General features: G+C 68.5%; 14 protein-coding genes. 7 read left to right on the top strand and 7 right to left on the bottom strand.

The genetic code is table 11. The features are described from left to right. The first annotated feature begins 145 nt into the window (after positions 1-145). The 4 genes from AC5P5M_RS14625 (at position 146) to AC5P5M_RS14610 (ending at position 6287) form a co-directional block, all read left to right on the top strand. Positions 146-2635 (top strand): DEAD/DEAH box helicase, encoded by a 2490-nt coding sequence (locus AC5P5M_RS14625; protein ID WP_495206075.1) that lies wholly within the window; start codon positions 146-148, stop codon positions 2633-2635. Next, entirely contained in the window at positions 2632-3672 is a 1041-nt protein-coding gene (locus tag AC5P5M_RS14620; RefSeq protein ID WP_414487569.1) for a ribonuclease H-like domain-containing protein, read from the top strand. Before AC5P5M_RS14625 ends, AC5P5M_RS14620 begins: the two co-directional genes overlap by 4 nt. Positions 3673-3804: 132 nt before the next feature. Further along, complete coding sequence (locus tag AC5P5M_RS14615; protein WP_495206074.1) at positions 3805-5934, top strand: DUF4132 domain-containing protein; 2130 nt, start codon at positions 3805-3807, stop codon at positions 5932-5934. A 17-nt stretch (positions 5935-5951) separates the two neighbouring features. Beyond that, positions 5952-6287: an I78 family peptidase inhibitor gene (locus AC5P5M_RS14610; RefSeq protein ID WP_495206073.1), complete on the top strand. Its 336-nt coding sequence runs from the start codon at positions 5952-5954 to the stop codon at positions 6285-6287. A gap of 86 nt (positions 6288-6373) precedes the next feature. On the opposite strand, the gene AC5P5M_RS14605 is transcribed toward AC5P5M_RS14610, so the two are convergent. The 3 genes from AC5P5M_RS14605 to AC5P5M_RS14595 form a co-directional block, all read right to left on the bottom strand. Beyond that, positions 6374-8347 carry a M56 family metallopeptidase gene (locus AC5P5M_RS14605; protein ID WP_495206072.1) on the bottom strand — a complete coding sequence of 658 codons (1974 nt, stop codon included), beginning with the start codon at positions 8345-8347 and terminating at the stop codon, positions 6374-6376. 3 nt (positions 8348-8350) lie between these two features. After that, on the bottom strand, positions 8351-8737 hold the full coding sequence (locus AC5P5M_RS14600) for a BlaI/MecI/CopY family transcriptional regulator (protein ID WP_053515971.1): 387 nt from the start codon (positions 8735-8737) through the stop codon (positions 8351-8353). Between the two features lie 225 nt (positions 8738-8962). Further along, the gene (locus AC5P5M_RS14595) at positions 8963-9364 is read right to left on the bottom strand and encodes a hypothetical protein (protein ID WP_495206071.1); all 402 of its coding nucleotides are present in this window, start codon (positions 9362-9364) and stop codon (positions 8963-8965) included. Between the two features lie 171 nt (positions 9365-9535). Between AC5P5M_RS14595 and AC5P5M_RS14590 the strand changes: the two genes are divergently transcribed. Next, positions 9536-9967, top strand: coding sequence for a Rap1a/Tai family immunity protein (locus tag AC5P5M_RS14590; protein ID WP_193395705.1), 432 nt, complete (start codon positions 9536-9538; stop codon positions 9965-9967). A gap of 221 nt (positions 9968-10188) precedes the next feature. Here the strand turns inward: AC5P5M_RS14590 and AC5P5M_RS14585 are convergent, their stop codons facing one another. Continuing rightward, complete coding sequence (locus AC5P5M_RS14585; protein ID WP_495206070.1) at positions 10189-11058, bottom strand: hypothetical protein; 870 nt, start codon at positions 11056-11058, stop codon at positions 10189-10191. A 256-nt stretch (positions 11059-11314) separates the two neighbouring features. Between AC5P5M_RS14585 and AC5P5M_RS14580 the strand changes: the two genes are divergently transcribed. After that, positions 11315-12412, top strand: a complete 1098-nt coding sequence (locus tag AC5P5M_RS14580; protein ID WP_495206123.1) for a serine hydrolase domain-containing protein — start codon at positions 11315-11317, stop codon at positions 12410-12412. Here the strand turns inward: AC5P5M_RS14580 and AC5P5M_RS14575 are convergent. Together AC5P5M_RS14575 and AC5P5M_RS14570 are read right to left on the bottom strand one after the other, a co-directional pair. Beyond that, positions 12369-13484, bottom strand: a complete 1116-nt coding sequence (locus AC5P5M_RS14575; RefSeq protein WP_164151521.1) for an SDR family oxidoreductase — start codon at positions 13482-13484, stop codon at positions 12369-12371. The two genes, AC5P5M_RS14580 and AC5P5M_RS14575, sit on opposite strands and share 44 nt — an antisense overlap. Positions 13485-13518: 34 nt before the next feature. Next, on the bottom strand, positions 13519-13752 hold the full coding sequence (locus tag AC5P5M_RS14570) for a metallothionein (protein ID WP_065174491.1): 234 nt from the start codon (positions 13750-13752) through the stop codon (positions 13519-13521). A gap of 151 nt (positions 13753-13903) precedes the next feature. On the opposite strand from AC5P5M_RS14570, the gene AC5P5M_RS14565 reads away from it, so the two are divergent. Further along, positions 13904-14212, top strand: coding sequence for a hypothetical protein (locus AC5P5M_RS14565; protein ID WP_128987665.1), 309 nt, complete (start codon positions 13904-13906; stop codon positions 14210-14212). Here AC5P5M_RS14565 and AC5P5M_RS14560 read toward each other — a convergent pair. Beyond that, positions 14190-15245 (bottom strand): DNA topoisomerase IB, encoded by a 1056-nt coding sequence (locus AC5P5M_RS14560; protein WP_495206069.1) that lies wholly within the window; start codon positions 15243-15245, stop codon positions 14190-14192. The two genes, AC5P5M_RS14565 and AC5P5M_RS14560, sit on opposite strands and share 23 nt — an antisense overlap. Positions 15246-15257 lie beyond the last annotated feature (12 nt).

The following is a 15257-nucleotide window of genomic DNA, read 5'->3' as shown; positions in this document are numbered from 1 at the left end:
GTTCCGGCGCACGCGGCAGGCGTTTCACTGGATTCGACGTCCGGTTGCCGCCCGCGCACTGAACGGTTCACTCCGTCCCGCTGCGGGGTCTCACATCCTGAGACCCATCTGTGGTGCCATGTGCCCCCCTGGAATCCGTGCACCCATGGCCTACGAACTCGCCAAGCGCACCGCCGACGCGGAGCAGCAACTCGCGACCCGCGACGGTCTGCCCGCCCGCGACGGTGCCCTGCTCAGCGCGCGCCTGCAGCGCCGCTACCACGACCGCATCACCGGCAGCTTTGCCATCCCCGGCCGCGAGGGCCGCTATGCGCCCATTCCGGAATCGGTACCGCCGGCCCTTGCCGCCGCATTGAAGGCACGTGGCATCGAACAGCTGTACAGCCACCAGGCCGAGTCCTGGGAGGCCAGCCAGCGCGGCGAGCATGTGGCCATCGTCACCCCGACCGCCAGCGGCAAGTCGCTGTGCTACACCCTGCCGGTGGTCAGCGCGGCCATGCAGGACAACGCCAAGGCGCTGTACCTGTTCCCCACCAAGGCGCTGGCGCAGGACCAGGTGGCCGAACTGCTGGAGCTCAACCGCGCCGGCGATCTCGGGGTGAAGGCGTTCACCTTCGATGGCGACACGCCCGGGGACGCACGGCAGGCGATCCGCCTGCATGGCGACATCGTGGTATCCAATCCCGACATGCTGCACCAGGCGATCCTGCCGCATCACACCAAGTGGGCGCAGTTCTTCGAGAACCTACGCTACATCGTCATCGACGAAGTGCATACCTACCGCGGCGTGTTCGGCAGCCATGTCACCAACGTGCTGCGCCGGCTCAAGCGCATCTGTGCGTTCTATGGCGTGCAACCCCAGTTCATCCTGTGCTCGGCCACCATCGGCAATCCGCAGGCACATGCCGAGGCCCTGATCGAAGCACCGGTCACCGCCATCACCGAGTCCGGTGCGCCCAGCGGACCGAAGCAGGTGCTGTTGTGGAACCCGCCGGTCATCAACCCGGACCTGGGCCTGCGTGCATCGGCGCGTTCGCAGAGCAACCGCATCGCCCGCATCGCGATCAAGTCCGGCCTCAAGACCCTGGTGTTCGCGCAGACGCGGCTGATGGTCGAAGTGCTCACCAAGTACCTGAAGGACATCTTCGACCACGATCCGCGCAAGCCACCGCGCATACGCGCCTATCGCGGCGGTTACCTGCCCACCGAGCGTCGCGAGACCGAACGCGCCATGCGCGCGGGCAGCATCGATGGCATCGTCAGCACCTCGGCGCTGGAGCTGGGCGTGGATATCGGCAGCCTGGACGTGGTGATCCTCAACGGCTATCCGGGCAGCGTGGCTGCCACCTGGCAGCGTTTCGGCCGCGCCGGACGCCGCCAGCAGCCAGCGCTGGGCGTGATGGTGGCCAGTTCGCAGCCACTGGACCAGTACGTGGTACGCCATCCGGACTTCTTCGCCGAAGCCTCGCCCGAACATGCGCGCATCGCCCCGGACCAGCCACTGATCCTGTTCGACCACATCCGCTGCGCGGCCTTCGAGCTGCCGTTCCGGGTCGGCGATGGCTTCGGCCCGATCGATCCGGAGGTGTTCCTGCAAGCCCTGGCCGAGACCGACGTGGTCCATCGCGAAGGCGAGCGCTGGGAGTGGATCGCCGACAGCTATCCGGCCAACGCGGTGAGCCTGCGCGCGGTGGCCGACGGCAACTTCGTGGTGGTCGACCGCAGCGACGGCCGCCAGCAGATCATCGCCGAGGTCGATTACTCCGCCGCCGCGCTGACCCTGTACGAGGGCGCCATCCACATGGTGCAGTCCACGCCGTACCAGGTGGAGACGCTGGACTGGGAGGGGCGCAAGGCCTACGTCACCCGCACCCACGTGGACTACTACACCGACAGCATCGACTTCACCAAGCTCAAGGTGCTGGATCGTTTCGACGGCGGCGTGGCCGGGCGCGGCGATTCGCACCACGGCGAAGTGCACGTGGTGCGCCGCGTGGCCGGCTACAAGAAGATCCGGTACTACACTCACGAGAACATCGGCTACGGCCCGGTCAACCTGCCCGACCAGGAACTGCACACCACCGCAGTGTGGTGGCAGCTCCCGCAGGCGCTGCTGCTGCGTGCGTTCGCCAGCCGGCAGGACGCGCTGGATGGCTTCCTGGGTGCCGCCTACGCGCTGCACATCGTCGCTACGGTGGCGGTGATGGCCGACGCACGCGATCTGCAGAAGTCGGTCGGCAATGGCGACGGTGCATGGTTCGCGGTCGCCGACCAGAGCGGCCGCGGCCAGCTGCGCGGCAGCGATGGCGATCCGGGCGCGGTCGAGCTGCTGCAGGTGTTCGTGCCGACCGTGTACCTGTACGACAACTTCCCGGGCGGCGTCGGCCTTAGCGAACCCCTGTGGCAGCGCCAGGCGGAGCTGGTGCAGCGCGCGCGCGAACTCGTGCAGCGCTGCGACTGCACGGCGGGCTGTCCGGCCTGCGTCGGCCCGGTACTGGCGGCGCAGGAGGAGGACGAGACCTCGCCGCGCGCACTGGCATTGCGCGTGCTGGACCTGTTCGATGCCGACGCCTGCCAGCACGTGCCCGATGCGGTGCCCGCCACCCGTGGCGCCGTGGAGCTGCTGGCACCGTGAGCCTGAGCCTGGACAAGCTGCGTCTGCTGCGGAAGCAGGCGGGCGACCCGAAGGCCGGGCCGCCGGCTGTCACGGCGGCGGCGCCCGCAGCGGTCGTCCCGGCAGCGGCCAATGATGCACGGCAGCCACCGGCCGAACGCTCGGTATTCGCCTGGGTTGAACAGGAGATCCGCCACAAGCCGACCGGCCCGGCCGTCATGACACCCGCCCCCACCACGCCACCGTTGCGGCAGCCCCACGTCGGCAGCCTGCATCGCCTGCTGGGATTGCGCACACGTGGCAGCGCAGCGCCCCTGCACGCGACCGCACAGGACCGGCGGCTGCCCGGCGAGGAGATCGCGCCAGGCCTGTTCCTGATCGAATCCCTGCAGCCGCAGCCGGTTCCGAAGGTTCCCCTGTCGCTGGCGTTCGCCCGGCGCGAGAACGAGCACGTGGCCGCGCGCGACCTGCTGTTCTTCGATACCGAGACCACCGGGCTGGCCGGCGGCACCGGTACCCGCGCCTTCATGATCGGTGCTGCCGACTGGTACACCTGCCCGCAGCGCGGCGAAGGCCTGCGCATCCGCCAGTTGCTGATATCGACGATGGCTGCCGAAGAGGCGATGCTGGCCACCTTCGCCGGCTGGCTGCAGCCCTCCACGGTGTTCTGCAGCTACAACGGCCGCAGCTACGATGCGCCCCTGCTGAAGGCGCGCTACCGGCTGGCGCGCCAACGCGACCCGATCAGTGCCCTGGATCATGTCGACCTGCTGTATCCGACCCGCCGCCGCTATCGCGGCACCTGGGAGAACTGCAGGCTGTCCACCATCGAGCGCCAGCTGCTGCGCGTGATCCGCGAAGACGATCTGCCGGGATCGGAGGCACCGGGCGCGTGGCTGCGGTTCCTGCGCGGCGGCGACGCGGTGAACCTGCGCCGGGTGGCCGATCACAATCACCAGGACGTGGTGACCCTGGCCCTGCTGCTGCAGCGGCTGGTCCGCGAGGAAGCACAGGAGCGCGAACTGCTCGCCCTGCAGGCGCCGCCCGGCATGGCCTGAGCCGGGTCCTGCGCGTTCGCGGACGGTGTCACTTTATGACTGAATGCGATGGGGTTGGCAGAATGATGCCCTGCCGCTGGACCCCCAGGCGGCCCCGCCGGAGACTGGCGCGGCTCACGACACGGAGGTTCCATGAGCACCCAGGTCCCGGGCTCCCAGCTGCGCTCCCTTGCTGCCCTGCTGGCCGGCACGGAGGCGTCCAGCACGCTGGCCGCATTCCATGGCGAGGACCAGGCGGCGCTGCTGGCCCGGCTGGATGACGGGCAACTGGCCAGCCTGCTGCCGATGGCCCTGGGATGCGACGGCCTGCCGCTCACGGATAGCGCGCGCCAGTGGGCGCACCGCATTCTCGACGCCGACGCGCAGCGGCAGCCCCGTCTTACCGTTGCGATCTGCGCCGCTGCACTGCTGCGCTTGTCCCGGCGCAGCACCGGTACACGGTCGGGCGCGCTTCGTCCGGTCGACGGCGTGGCCCTGCTTGCGCGCTGCACCGAGCCCGGCCACGAGCGGCTGCAGGCGCCCGCGCTGGCATTGCTGCAGCACTGCGGCCTGCACGCCGGGGCAAGCGTCGAAGCCGGCAGCGATGCACTGTCGCTGCTGGCATTGGCGCGCTGTGCCGGTGCCGACGGCAGCGGAACGCTGGCCTCGCTGCTGGACGGCTGCAGCGCGCACCCACTGCTGCGTGATGAGCTGCGCCTGGTGGCGCACTGGCCGTTGCAGGACCTGTTGCGCCATGCCCGCATCGCCGAGCTGTACCCCACCGAGGCCGACATCGACCCGGCGCCCGCCGATCTGCAGCCGCTGAGCGAACACGATACCTACCTGCAGTTCGCCGAGCAGGCATTGCAGCAGGCAGCGCAGCGCCTGCAGGCGATCCACGGTGGCCAGGCGCCCTACATCGCTGACCGTGCCTTCAGCATCGCCGAAGCCGGTGTGCTCTGGCGTGCCACGCGCGCGGCACTGGAATGCGATGCGCCCTGGCTGCGGCCCTTGCTGGCGCAGGTGCTGCCACCGGTGTGCGTTGCCCCGACCGCCGCCCGGACCCTGCCCTCGCAATCGGTGGCTGTGGCGTTGGCCAAGGCGGTCAATGCGATGCCCACCCCCGAGGCCATCGCCGCGCTGGCGCTGGCGCGGTCGCAGGTGCGCCATGCCGGCATCGCGCGGAAGCTGGACCGCCATCTGGCCGCCGCCGAACGCCGCCTCGCACAGCGCCCGCAACTGCTGCTGCGCCTGCCGGTCATTGCCGCCGGCAGGCGCTCACTGGCCAGCCTGGCCCGTGCCTTGGAGGCCACGTTCGTGCTGGGCGGCGAGTGGGCACTGCAGGACTGGCGCGACGCGTGCCAGCAACCGGCATTGGCCACCCTGCTGCAGGGCCTGGTCTGGCAGCTCGCCGATGCGCGCGGGCACTGGATCGATGCGATGCCGGTGGACGGCGCAGAGGCGTTCGCCGATGCGCATGGCATCGTGGTCGCGTTGCAGGGCCGCAACCGTCTGCGCCTGTGGCATCCCGCCCGCAGCCAACCCCATCTGCGCGCCGCCTGGCGCGCGCGGCTGATCGAGCAGCGCTGCCGGCAACCGCTTCGCCAGGTGTTCCGCGAACACTATCTGGACGCCCGCGGCGAACCCGCCGATACCGCTGCATTCAATGGGCTGACGCTGTCGGTGGCGACCCTGGCCGGGCTGGCCCGTCGGCAAGGCTGGCACGGCGATGACGGCGGCCAGCTGATGTTGGCCAAAGGCCCGTGGCGGATCGGCTGGCAGCTGTCAGCACCGCTGTCGCATGGCCTTGCCGGCGAGATCCGCAGCGGCCGCGTGCAGTTCCAGCGGCAGCATCGCGACGCGTGGCAACCGGTGCAGGCGCGCGAGCTGCCCGCAGTGGTGGCGTCCGAACTGCTGCGCGAACTCGACCTGCTGGCCAGTACCTGCGCATGCGGTGGCGAGGGCATGCCACTGCCGCCGGCCCGCATGGTCCGCTTGCGCGGGCGAACCCTGGAGCATCTGCTGGCCGCTCATCCGCAGCGTGACCTGATGACCTTCCAGCGCCGCCATGTGCAGGTCGGCCACTACAGGCTGCACCTGGCCACCGCCCGCGCCAGCCTTGCCGGGCAGACGCTGGCCCTGCCGGACCTGCCGGCGCGGCCACGCCGCTGGCTGCCTTACGACGACGCCGTGCTGGCGCAGCTGCTGGGCCGCATCGAACAGCTCGCCGAACGGGTATTGACGCCCCCTGAAGCCCCGATCGATGAGACTGTCGGCTCCTGATGCGTGGAGGATCCGCGATGCGTTCCAGTCTCTGGTTGATGCTCGGTTGTACCCTGCCGCTGGCCGCCTGCAGCCATGCGGGCGGCAGTGCAGGCAGTGGCAGCAGCAGCGATCCTGCACCCCGGCCTCCGCATGTCGCAGGAGGCCCGCAGCGATGCAACCCGGAAAAGCTGGAGGGGCTGGCAGGCAGGACCGCCGACGAGGCCACGGTGAAGCAGGTGGTTGAAGCCAGTGGTGCACGCACGGCGCGGGTGGTGAAGCCCGGCATGGCCGTGACCATGGATTTCCGCGAGGACCGGGTCACCATCGAGGTCGACGCGCAGAACCGGATCGTGCGCGCCAACTGCGGTTGAGCCGCTAACGCCGGGCCGGGCCCGGCGGTTTCCATCCGCATGCACGTCGCTGGGCACGCCGGGCATGGCCCGGCGCTACCGCCGCTTCACAGCTGCTGGGCCTTGCCATTGGCCAGCGCACGGGCGATCACCTGCTGCGCCTGTCGCGAGGCCTGCTCGTGCAGGCGTGCCTGGCGTTCGCCGAGCGCGGCCTGCTGGCTGCCCAGCGCCGCCTGGCGGCTGGCCAGCGCGGCCTGCTCTCCGGCCAGCCGACCCATCTCGCTGCTCCGCCCCGACTGGCGTTCGTCATCACGAGCAGCCTGAAGGGCGCGCCGCGCTTCAGCGGCGGCCTGCCGCGCGAGCGCTGCATCGTCGACCGAGTCACGCGCGGCCCTGGCCGCTTCGGCCGCCGCTTCACGATTGATGTCATGGGCAGCCATCGCACTGCGCGCAGTGCGCATCGCATCCTGCGCGATCTGGCGTGCATGTTCGCTCTGCAACCGGCCCAGTTCACCCTGCCGACGGCCGAGCTCGCCCTGCTGGCGACCCAGCACGCTCTGCTGGCGTCCCAGTTCGCCCTGCTGACGGCCCAGTTCCGCCGCGCCGGCATAGGCACGTTGCAGTGACTGCACCAGCATCGGATCACGCACCACGTAGCGCTTGTCACCCTGGCGGAACCACAGTGCAGGTCCCTTGCCGAGCTGCCTGCGGGCCTGCGCCACGTCATCGATGCCGCCATTGGCGAAGGTCGAATCCCCATCCACCAGCACGTAGGCCTGGCGCGGCGACTCGCCCAGATCCAACGTCCCGTAGGTAGTGATGGAGGTGCCGGTAGAGGTCATGCCGTCATGGTCCTCGTCCACGTCGGTCCCATCGTCGAAGGCCCCCACATCGGCATCATCGGGTCCGGTCACATCGTCCGGCCCGGTCACGTCAGCCGGCGGCGCGGGGGGAACCGGCACGGCCGGCAGGTGCGCCGACGCTGCCGGCGCCGGCGGTGCCTTCGGAGCCGGCGGCGGCGACAGGGGCTTCGGGGCCGCCGGCGGCGCGGGAGGCGCCGGCGGCACCGGCGCTGCGACCAGTCGCATGGGTGCCACACCCACCACCAGCACCACGGCCGTCAGGGCAACCGCGAGCACGCGCGGGCAGGCCTTGCGCGGCTGCAGCGAAAGCAGCCGGCGCTTGAGGCTGGTCGTGTCCGGCGCGGCACTGGCCACGCCCAGGTGCGGCTGCGGTGCAACGCCCAGCTGCAGCAGCAGACGCCCGTACGCGTGGCGACTGGCCCCATGCTGGCCCACCACCGCCTCATCCACCGCTTCTTCCCGGGCCTGGGCGTACTCACGCACCGACAGCCGCAGCAGCGGGTGGAAGAAGAACAGGTGCTGCGCCAGTGCCGGCAACAATCCCCACTGCAGGTCACGGCGCTGCAGGTGCTGCAGTTCATGGGTCAATGCCAGGTCCAGCGCGTCGCCCTGCAGTGCAGTGGCGCCGGCCGGCAGCAGCAGCACCGGGCGCAGCGGCCCGACCAGCTGCGGCGCATCGATCTGTGCGCTCATCCACAGGCGCGGCGGGCGGCGAAGTCCATGCGCGTCGGCGGCCAGGTGCAGCGCCTGCACCAGCGCCGCGTCCTCGCAGGGATACGCGGCGGCCAGCAGCGCGCGGCAACGCCGCCACTCCGCCAGGGTGCGCCAGGCCATCAGCAGCACACCGGAGGCCCACAGCGCGGCCAGTGCAAGCGCCCACCACGCTGTTGCGGGCGTCGCCACGACCTCCACCGGCATCGTGGCCAGCAGCTGCGCGGAGCCTTCCGCAGACAGCGGATAGACCACATCGGCGGCGATATCGGTAGCGGTCATCGCCACCGACGGCGACGCGGGCAACCAGGGCAGCTGCACCGGCTGGCTCCACACCAGGCCGAGCACGGCCTGCAACGAAACCAGCCACCACAACCGGCAACGCGTGGCGGCCGACAGCGACGGCATCAGCCGGCACACGGCATACACCAGCGCCACCAGCAGCACGGTCTGCAGGCTGGTCCAGCCCAGCCGTTCCAGCATCGGGATCAGCATCGTGGTGTCCATGACTCAGCCCTCGTGGCGACGCGATTGGAGTTGGGCGACCAGCGCTTCCAGCTCGGCCAGCTCGTTGTCGCTGACCTGCTGGCGCTGCGAAAGATAGGCCACGAACGGCGACACCGAGCCCTGCAGGGTGTTGTCGACGAACTGGGCCACCGCGCCCTGCAGCACGCTGTCAGGGCCACGCGTGGCCTGGTAGCGGTACAGGCCTTCGTGCTGCCGGCGCTGCAGGTAACCCTTGGTGCGCAGCCGCTCCATCATCGTCAGCACGGTGGAACGGGCCAGCCCGCGCGCCTCGCCATAGCCGCTGGCGACCTCGCCGACACTGGCCGGCGCATGTTCATCGATGTACTGCAGCAGGGCCAGCTCCTGGTCCCCGATGGTTTTGCCGCGCATGACAGGCTCCCTTGACTACACGTGTCGTCACTGTCGGCGTGACGACACCTGTAGTCAACCCCCCGGAAGTCATGGGCCGACGAACGGTAGGGGGCAAGCGCAGCCTATGCAGCCGACGCGGCAGCTGCTGGGCTGGGAACCGGCGAGGCCAGCACTGAGTCCTTGGTCGATCCCACCCTGCAAACACAACTTGTGCCGAGCATCAAGGCCCAGGCCCAGCATATTTCAGGCCTTGGAGTAGCTCGCAAGAAGTAACTCTGCATCGCGAGCGAGCCTCTCCTCGACCTCCACATCCGCTGCAAAATCGGACAACGCACGAAACTCCGCCGCGCTTCTGATTCTTCCACGCTTCAGAATTTCGCGAACCTTGGCCAACTTCCTATCCACAAAAAACTCAAAACTGAAACCATAAGTGGAGATCAGGTAGTCCTTCGCAGCCCGCCTCGAACTCTCAGGAAGATCGTTCAGGCCCTCAGCAATATCCTTTGCCAACTCGTAAAGCTTCGGACTGCGCGAAAAATGCGCAACCGTCTTCCTCCGCAACTCAACAACATGAGGAACATCACCCGGAGACGACAACATTGCAATCCCGTCCTGACACCACTTCTCCAGAACTTCCAGATCCATTGTCACTCCCCAGAATCAGCTAAAGCATGCCGCTGCGAACCAGCGGGACGACAGGCGCATGTGACCTGCATGACTTATCGTACGCCCGGAAACGCTCCCCTCCACTTACCGATCCGATAGAGTTGGCCCTGGCGACGAGCCTTCTCTTCTCCATCTTCAGGAATCGCATGCATGCGTACTCCGGTTGGCCGCTGGCTGCGGCGGCCTTCAACAGCCTCCTTCCTTGCGGCGTGCCTGTCCGCCGCTCTGCCCGCGCATGCGGCAGACGCAGGCAATGCACTTTCCAGTGGTCGCGCACTGCTGGAGCGAATCACAGGCAACGAGGAGGGGCGTGAGTGCAGCGACGCACTGTGCCGCGCTCGCGCGGTGTCCTGGGCCCAGGGTTACATCGCGGCAGTCGCCGACAGCAGCGCCGGGCAATGGTGTGGACGAGCCACGGTCCTGCCCCATGAGCTTGTGGATCGCGTGTACAGCCACCTGAAGGCGCTTCCGCGCGCCCGCCTCGAGGAAGACGCATCGACGCTGACGCGGGAAGCGCTGGTTCACTCTTTCCCGTGTTCCCATGCGGCTCCATCGAGCAACAGCAGACCTGCCCAGGAGTGATGATGCCCCGATCCTTGATCAGTGCGTTCGCATTGCTTGTGCTGCACATTCCCGCCTCACATGCGTGGGAGTGCGAGACGGATCCTGCGAAGTTCAGGTTCACATCGGACTCGCCTTCCACGTTCAACCTGGGTGAGCGGGAGGAAGTGGACAGGGCCTACGCCGCCCTGGCCAAGCACCTGCAACCGCTGCAGGGCTATCGGGCACCGCGGATCTTCTATTCAAAGGGCTTCAGCGCGATCCGGGAACATGACTGCAAGGCAGGAAAGTGCACCGCCATGGAGGTGCTGGAAGGCCTCCAGGAATGCGGCGCAGGCGGAATGAGCAGGCAGGATGCCTGTTACCCGTTGGCAGTCGTGCATGAAGGCAGGCTCTATTGCCTTCTGTACCCTGGCCAGAAGGACTTCGATCCTTCCAGGCCGTTTACACCCTATGTGCCCTTCAACAATAGCTGATGCGCGGGATCGGTCCCGCAGATCCTGCAGCTGATCGCGCGGGAAGAAGTCCGGATCGTCCTGTCCATCCAGCATCGCCTCGACCCGTTCGTCGAACTCGCGGGCGGCGGCAGCGGAGGCGTCGGGCCCCAGGAATGCGGAGTATCCGTTTCCAGCGAGGCCAAGCGCGGCGACCGTTCTCCGTCCGCCGTCCTCGCCCCACAGATAGTCGTGGACAACGACCAGGCCGGCGTCGTCCGTGGTCAGGAACTCGGCTGCACTGCGCCCCATAGCCAGAAAGAACAGGATGTCGTAGAGACTCTCCGAATAGGTCAACGACCCGGCAACGAAGTGTCTTCCCTGATGGTCATAGGCCGCAATCCTGATGTTCTCCGCCTCTGCCGATCCCAGCACGAACTCCAGTGCCGCGCGGTTGTCCCGATGGCGCGCCAACATCGCGTTGCAGTCTGAAATGAGTGTCTGCAGACCCGGAGCATCCGGGTCGGAAAGATCCCCGCCTCCGGGAAGACTCCACTGCCCGCCGATGGAGCGCCAGTCCGACCAGCGGGACACGTCCGGCGGTGCTGCCGCAAGCCACCGCGCAAGATCTGCGCGTGACATGCTCAATCTGAGAAAAGCCGAGTACGGTTCGGACATCGCCGCCCTTCCTCCTGGGCATGGGTCTGCGTTGCGTGCAGCGGACAGACTGTAGCAAGTCCGGCAGCAGGCATCCTCCGTTCGCTGTCAGTATCGGCATCACTGCCATCAGGGTGGACTGCCGGCTCCGCTGGAATGTCCTCCCTCCCGGAAAGTCGCAACGGCGGCATCTAAACCCTCCTGCTGCCTGCTGCATCCCATCCGCACATCCCGCCGGGAATAACCCATGTTCCGCCCATCGCTCCCCCTTCTGCTCCTGCTGCTTGCTGCTCTGCCCCTCTCGCCGGCGTCAGCCAGCCCGGAGCCGGCGAACGAACAGGCTCGCCGCCTGATCCGCCAGACATTGCAGGACGAGCGCATTCCGGGCCTGCAGATCGCAGTGGTCAAGGACGGCCAGATCGTGCTGTCCGAAGCGTTCGGCCTGGCCAACGTGGAAAACGGCGTGCCCGCCACACGCAGCACGCGATTCCCGTTGAACTCCGCCACCAAGGCCTTTACCGGCGTCGCCGCCGCACAGCTGGCACAGCAGGGCCGGCTGGATCTGGATGCACCGCTGTCGCGCTATCTGGATGCACTTCCGGCCGCCTGGCAGACCGTGCGCGTACGTCAGCTGCTGGCCCACACCTCCGGCCTGCCGGACATCCTTGACGAGCGCGGGCTGCTGGGCGGAGGCACCGAGGCACAGGCCTGGCAGGCCGTGACCGCACAGCCGATGGATGCAGCACCTGGCCTGCGTTTCGCCTACAACCAGACCAACTATCTGCTCCTGGCGCGGATCATCGCGCGGCAGTCGGGCGTGCCCTACGACCGCTTCCTGGCCAGCCGGCAGTTCGGCGCCGCCGGCATGGAACGCACCAACTTCGGCGACAGTTACGACCTGATCCCCGACGCCGCCACGATGTACAGCCTGGCCCCGCGCGCGACCGAAGCCGCCGATACTCCGCCACGGCTGTCGCACTGGTTCTACGACGTGCCGCCCAGCCTGTGGTCCGGCGGCGGCATCCTTACCACCGCCGATGACACCGCGCGCTGGCTGGTCGCACTGCTGGACGGGCGACTGCTGCGCGAGGACGGGCGCACACGGATGTGGACCGCCGAGCCGCTGGCCGATGGCAGGGCGGGCCCGTGGTCTGCCGGCTGGCCAGTACTGCAGGGTGCGCCGGACCGCCAGGTCGCCGGCATCGGTGGCGCGCGCTCGGCCTTCGTCGTCTACCCTGACCGCGGCATCGCCGTGGTGGTGCTCACCAACCTGGTCGGCTCCAACCCGCAGCGCTTCATTCCGCGCATCGCCGATCTGTATGCCCCCCCGGTCAGCCCCGCGGGCCGCCCATCACCGGCAGGATCACCCCGCTGATGTAGCTGGCACAGGCCGGTGACGCCAGGAACACATAGGCCGGAGACAGCTCCTCCGGCTGTGCCGGGCGCCCCATGTCACTGTCCTTGCCGAACTCGGCCACGTCGGGGGCCTGCTTGTCCGCAGGATTGAGCGGCGTCCACACCGGGCCGGGGGCCACGCAGTTGACCCGGATGCCACGCGGCAGCAGCTGGCTGGCCAAGGCTTTGGTGAAAGCGTGGATCGCCCCCTTGGTCGCCGAATAGTCGATCAGCGCCTTGCTGCCGAAGAGGCCGGTTTCCGAGCCCGTGTTGATGATGCTGGCGCCCTCGCCCAGGTATGGCAGCACGGCCCGTGCCATCTGCACGTAGCCGCCGATATTGGTCTGCAGCGTCTCCTGCAGATGCTCGTCCTCCAGGTCCTCCAGGCGCTCGCAGTGCAGCTGGAACGCGGCGTTGTTGACCAGGATGTCGACGCCCCCGAAGGCCTTGGCGACCTGCTTCACCGCCTTGTTGCAGAAACGCGGATCGCGCACGTCGCCCGCAATCACCACGCAGCGTCCGCCCTCGCTCTCCACATGCTGGCGGGTGATCTCGGCATCCTCGGCCTCATCAAGGTGCAGCACCGCCACGTCCGCCCCCTCGCGCGCGAACAGGACAGCGACGGCGCGTCCGATCCCGGAATCGCCGCCGGTGACGATCGCGCGCATGCCCTGCAGCTTGCCACTGCCGACGTAGTCCGGTGCCAGGAAGCGCGGGGCCAGGTCCAGTTCGTGCTCATGTCCCGGCTTGGCCAGGTGCTGGGCGGGCAGGGTCTCCGGCTGACGTCGCGTGCCCGCCTGGGTCGCCTTCTTCCTGGTCGCCTTCTTCGCCGCACGCGCATCCTTGGCCTTTTCCTGGTCCTGCAGGCGTCGCTGCCGGGCCGCAACCCGTGCGGCACGTGGATCACCGGCGGCGGCCTTGCGGGTTGCCGTCTTCACCACGCGGGGGCGTTCGGCCGCTGCTGCGGCGCTGCCCTCGGCAGCTGCCTTCGTACCCTTGCGTACTTTGGGCGACGCCTTGCGGCGGGCGGGAACCTTCTTGCTCGTAGCCATGCGGTCTCCTTCAGGTGTGGGGAATCGGGTGGGTTCAGGCGCGATCGGCCACGCCCTGCACGCCGGCATGGCCAGCGCAGTGCGCACAGCAGAAGATCTGCCCGTTGCCTTCGACGCCGTGACCGATCACGGCGCAGTTGCAGTGCGCACAGCGTGGCGCGAAGGCGTGGATCGCGCATTCGAACGAGTCGAACGTGCCGCTGCGCCCGCCCTGCTGCAGGGTGAAACTCTTGTCGTAGTCGTTGCCGCATACATCACAGGTGGCCATGTCATACCTCCGTGGCGTGCCAGTACATGCAGTGTGGCCATCGCCGCTGTCGGCGACGGTGAATGCACCGTGTCCCGCATGTGCACGCCGTTCATGCCGCCACCACGCCGCGCGCGGCACGCTGGCATCCTCATCACCATGGAGCAGGATCATGATCCGCGCATTCAGCGTAGCCGCACTGACCTTTGCCGTCGCCGCATGCAGCAGCACGCCAATCGCACAGGTTCAACCGATCGACGGCGTGATTTCCGGCCAGTGCCACAGCGACATGGTGCGCGGCGCCGTCGGTCTGGCAGCGTCGGCGGCCACCGTTGAACGTGCACGCGTGGACAGCGACAGCCTGCACGTGCAGGTGCTGCGCCACGACGGTCCGCGTGTTCCGCCCGCCAGCGAAGGCGGTGATCGCCTGACCATCGAGAAGGGACGCACCAACAACATCACCGCGATCTACTGCGGCTGAGCCGGCGTGCCCGCCGCAGTACGCGCAACGTGGCCTGTTCCCACTGCCGCGGGCCGCGCAGGCCCGCCAGCGCGGTGAGTTCGCCGCGCTCCCAGCCGGCGAACACGCAGGGATCGATGTATGCCCTGCGGCACACCGCAGGGGTGTTGCCCAGACGCGCGGCAACCTGGCAGACCACCTCGCGCTGCGCTGCGGCCAGTGCGCGCTGGCTGGCGGGCTCGGGCAGCGCGGTGGCAGCCAGTGCCTGCACCGCCGCCACCGTGCCGCCCCAGGTACGGAAATCCTTGGCGGTGAAGTCCTCACCCATCACGTCGCGCAGGTACTCGTTCACTGCGCCGGAATCGACCGGCTGCACCTGGCCATCATCGTCGCGGTACTGGAACAACGACTGCCCCGGCAGCTGCTGCAACCGTCGCGCCATCTGGCCCAGGCGGCGGTCGCCCACCGTCACCTCCTGCAATTGGCCGGACTTGCCCCGGAACCGCATGCGTACCCGCCCGCCGCGAAGCAGCTCGAGGTGGCGGTTGCGCAGGGTGGTCAGCCCGAACGAGCGGTTCTCGCGGGCGTAGGTCTCATTGCCGATCCGTACCAGCGTATCGGCCAGCAGCGCCACCACCACGGCCAGCACCTTGGTCCGTGGAAATCCGGACTGCCGGAGATCGCGTGCCAGCCGCCGCCGCAGCGTGGGCAGTGCCTCGCCGAACGCAATGATCCGATCGAACTTGCCGGCATCGCGCACCTTCGCCCAGTCGGCGTGATAGCGGTACTGCTTGCGGCCACGCGCATCGCGGCCGGTCGCCTGCAGGTGGCCGTTGGCATGCGCGCAGATCCATACCGCGGTGTAAGCCGGGGGAATGGCCAGTGCGCGGATACGCTGCAGCGTGGCCGCATCGCGCACTGCGTGGCCGTCAGCATCACGGTAACGGAAGCCTTTGCCTGCACGCAGCCGGGTGAAGCCCGGTTGGGTGTCATCAACGTAGCGCAGGCCGGCCGCGCGCGCCGCCGCGCGCTCGGGTGTGGGGGACGTGGGCATGCCAGCAGTGTG

This window comes from Stenotrophomonas sp. YJH_SMC_106-19, from assembly GCF_059368375.1.
This window is presented reverse-complemented; position numbering and strand designations above follow the sequence as displayed.

Bases quoted from the DNA above. Each gene is read 5' to 3' on its own strand.
- AC5P5M_RS14625 (WP_495206075.1), top strand. From the start codon at position 146: ATGGCCTACGAACTCGCCAAGCGCACCGCCGACGCGGAGCAGCAACTC.
- AC5P5M_RS14615 (WP_495206074.1), top strand. From the start codon at position 3,805: ATGAGCACCCAGGTCCCGGGCTCCCAGCTGCGCTCCCTTGCTGCCCTG.
- AC5P5M_RS14610 (WP_495206073.1), top strand. From the start codon at position 5,952: ATGCGTTCCAGTCTCTGGTTGATGCTCGGTTGTACCCTGCCGCTGGCC.
- AC5P5M_RS14605 (WP_495206072.1), bottom strand. From the start codon at position 8,347: ATGGACACCACGATGCTGATCCCGATGCTGGAACGGCTGGGCTGGACC.
- AC5P5M_RS14600 (WP_053515971.1), bottom strand. From the start codon at position 8,737: ATGCGCGGCAAAACCATCGGGGACCAGGAGCTGGCCCTGCTGCAGTAC.
- AC5P5M_RS14595 (WP_495206071.1), bottom strand. From the start codon at position 9,364: ATGGATCTGGAAGTTCTGGAGAAGTGGTGTCAGGACGGGATTGCAATG.
- AC5P5M_RS14590 (WP_193395705.1), top strand. From the start codon at position 9,536: ATGCGTACTCCGGTTGGCCGCTGGCTGCGGCGGCCTTCAACAGCCTCC.
- AC5P5M_RS14585 (WP_495206070.1), bottom strand. From the start codon at position 11,058: ATGTCCGAACCGTACTCGGCTTTTCTCAGATTGAGCATGTCACGCGCA.
- AC5P5M_RS14575 (WP_164151521.1), bottom strand. From the start codon at position 13,484: ATGGCTACGAGCAAGAAGGTTCCCGCCCGCCGCAAGGCGTCGCCCAAA.
- AC5P5M_RS14570 (WP_065174491.1), bottom strand. From the start codon at position 13,752: ATGGCCACCTGTGATGTATGCGGCAACGACTACGACAAGAGTTTCACC.
- AC5P5M_RS14565 (WP_128987665.1), top strand. From the start codon at position 13,904: ATGATCCGCGCATTCAGCGTAGCCGCACTGACCTTTGCCGTCGCCGCA.
- AC5P5M_RS14560 (WP_495206069.1), bottom strand. From the start codon at position 15,245: ATGCCCACGTCCCCCACACCCGAGCGCGCGGCGGCGCGCGCGGCCGGC.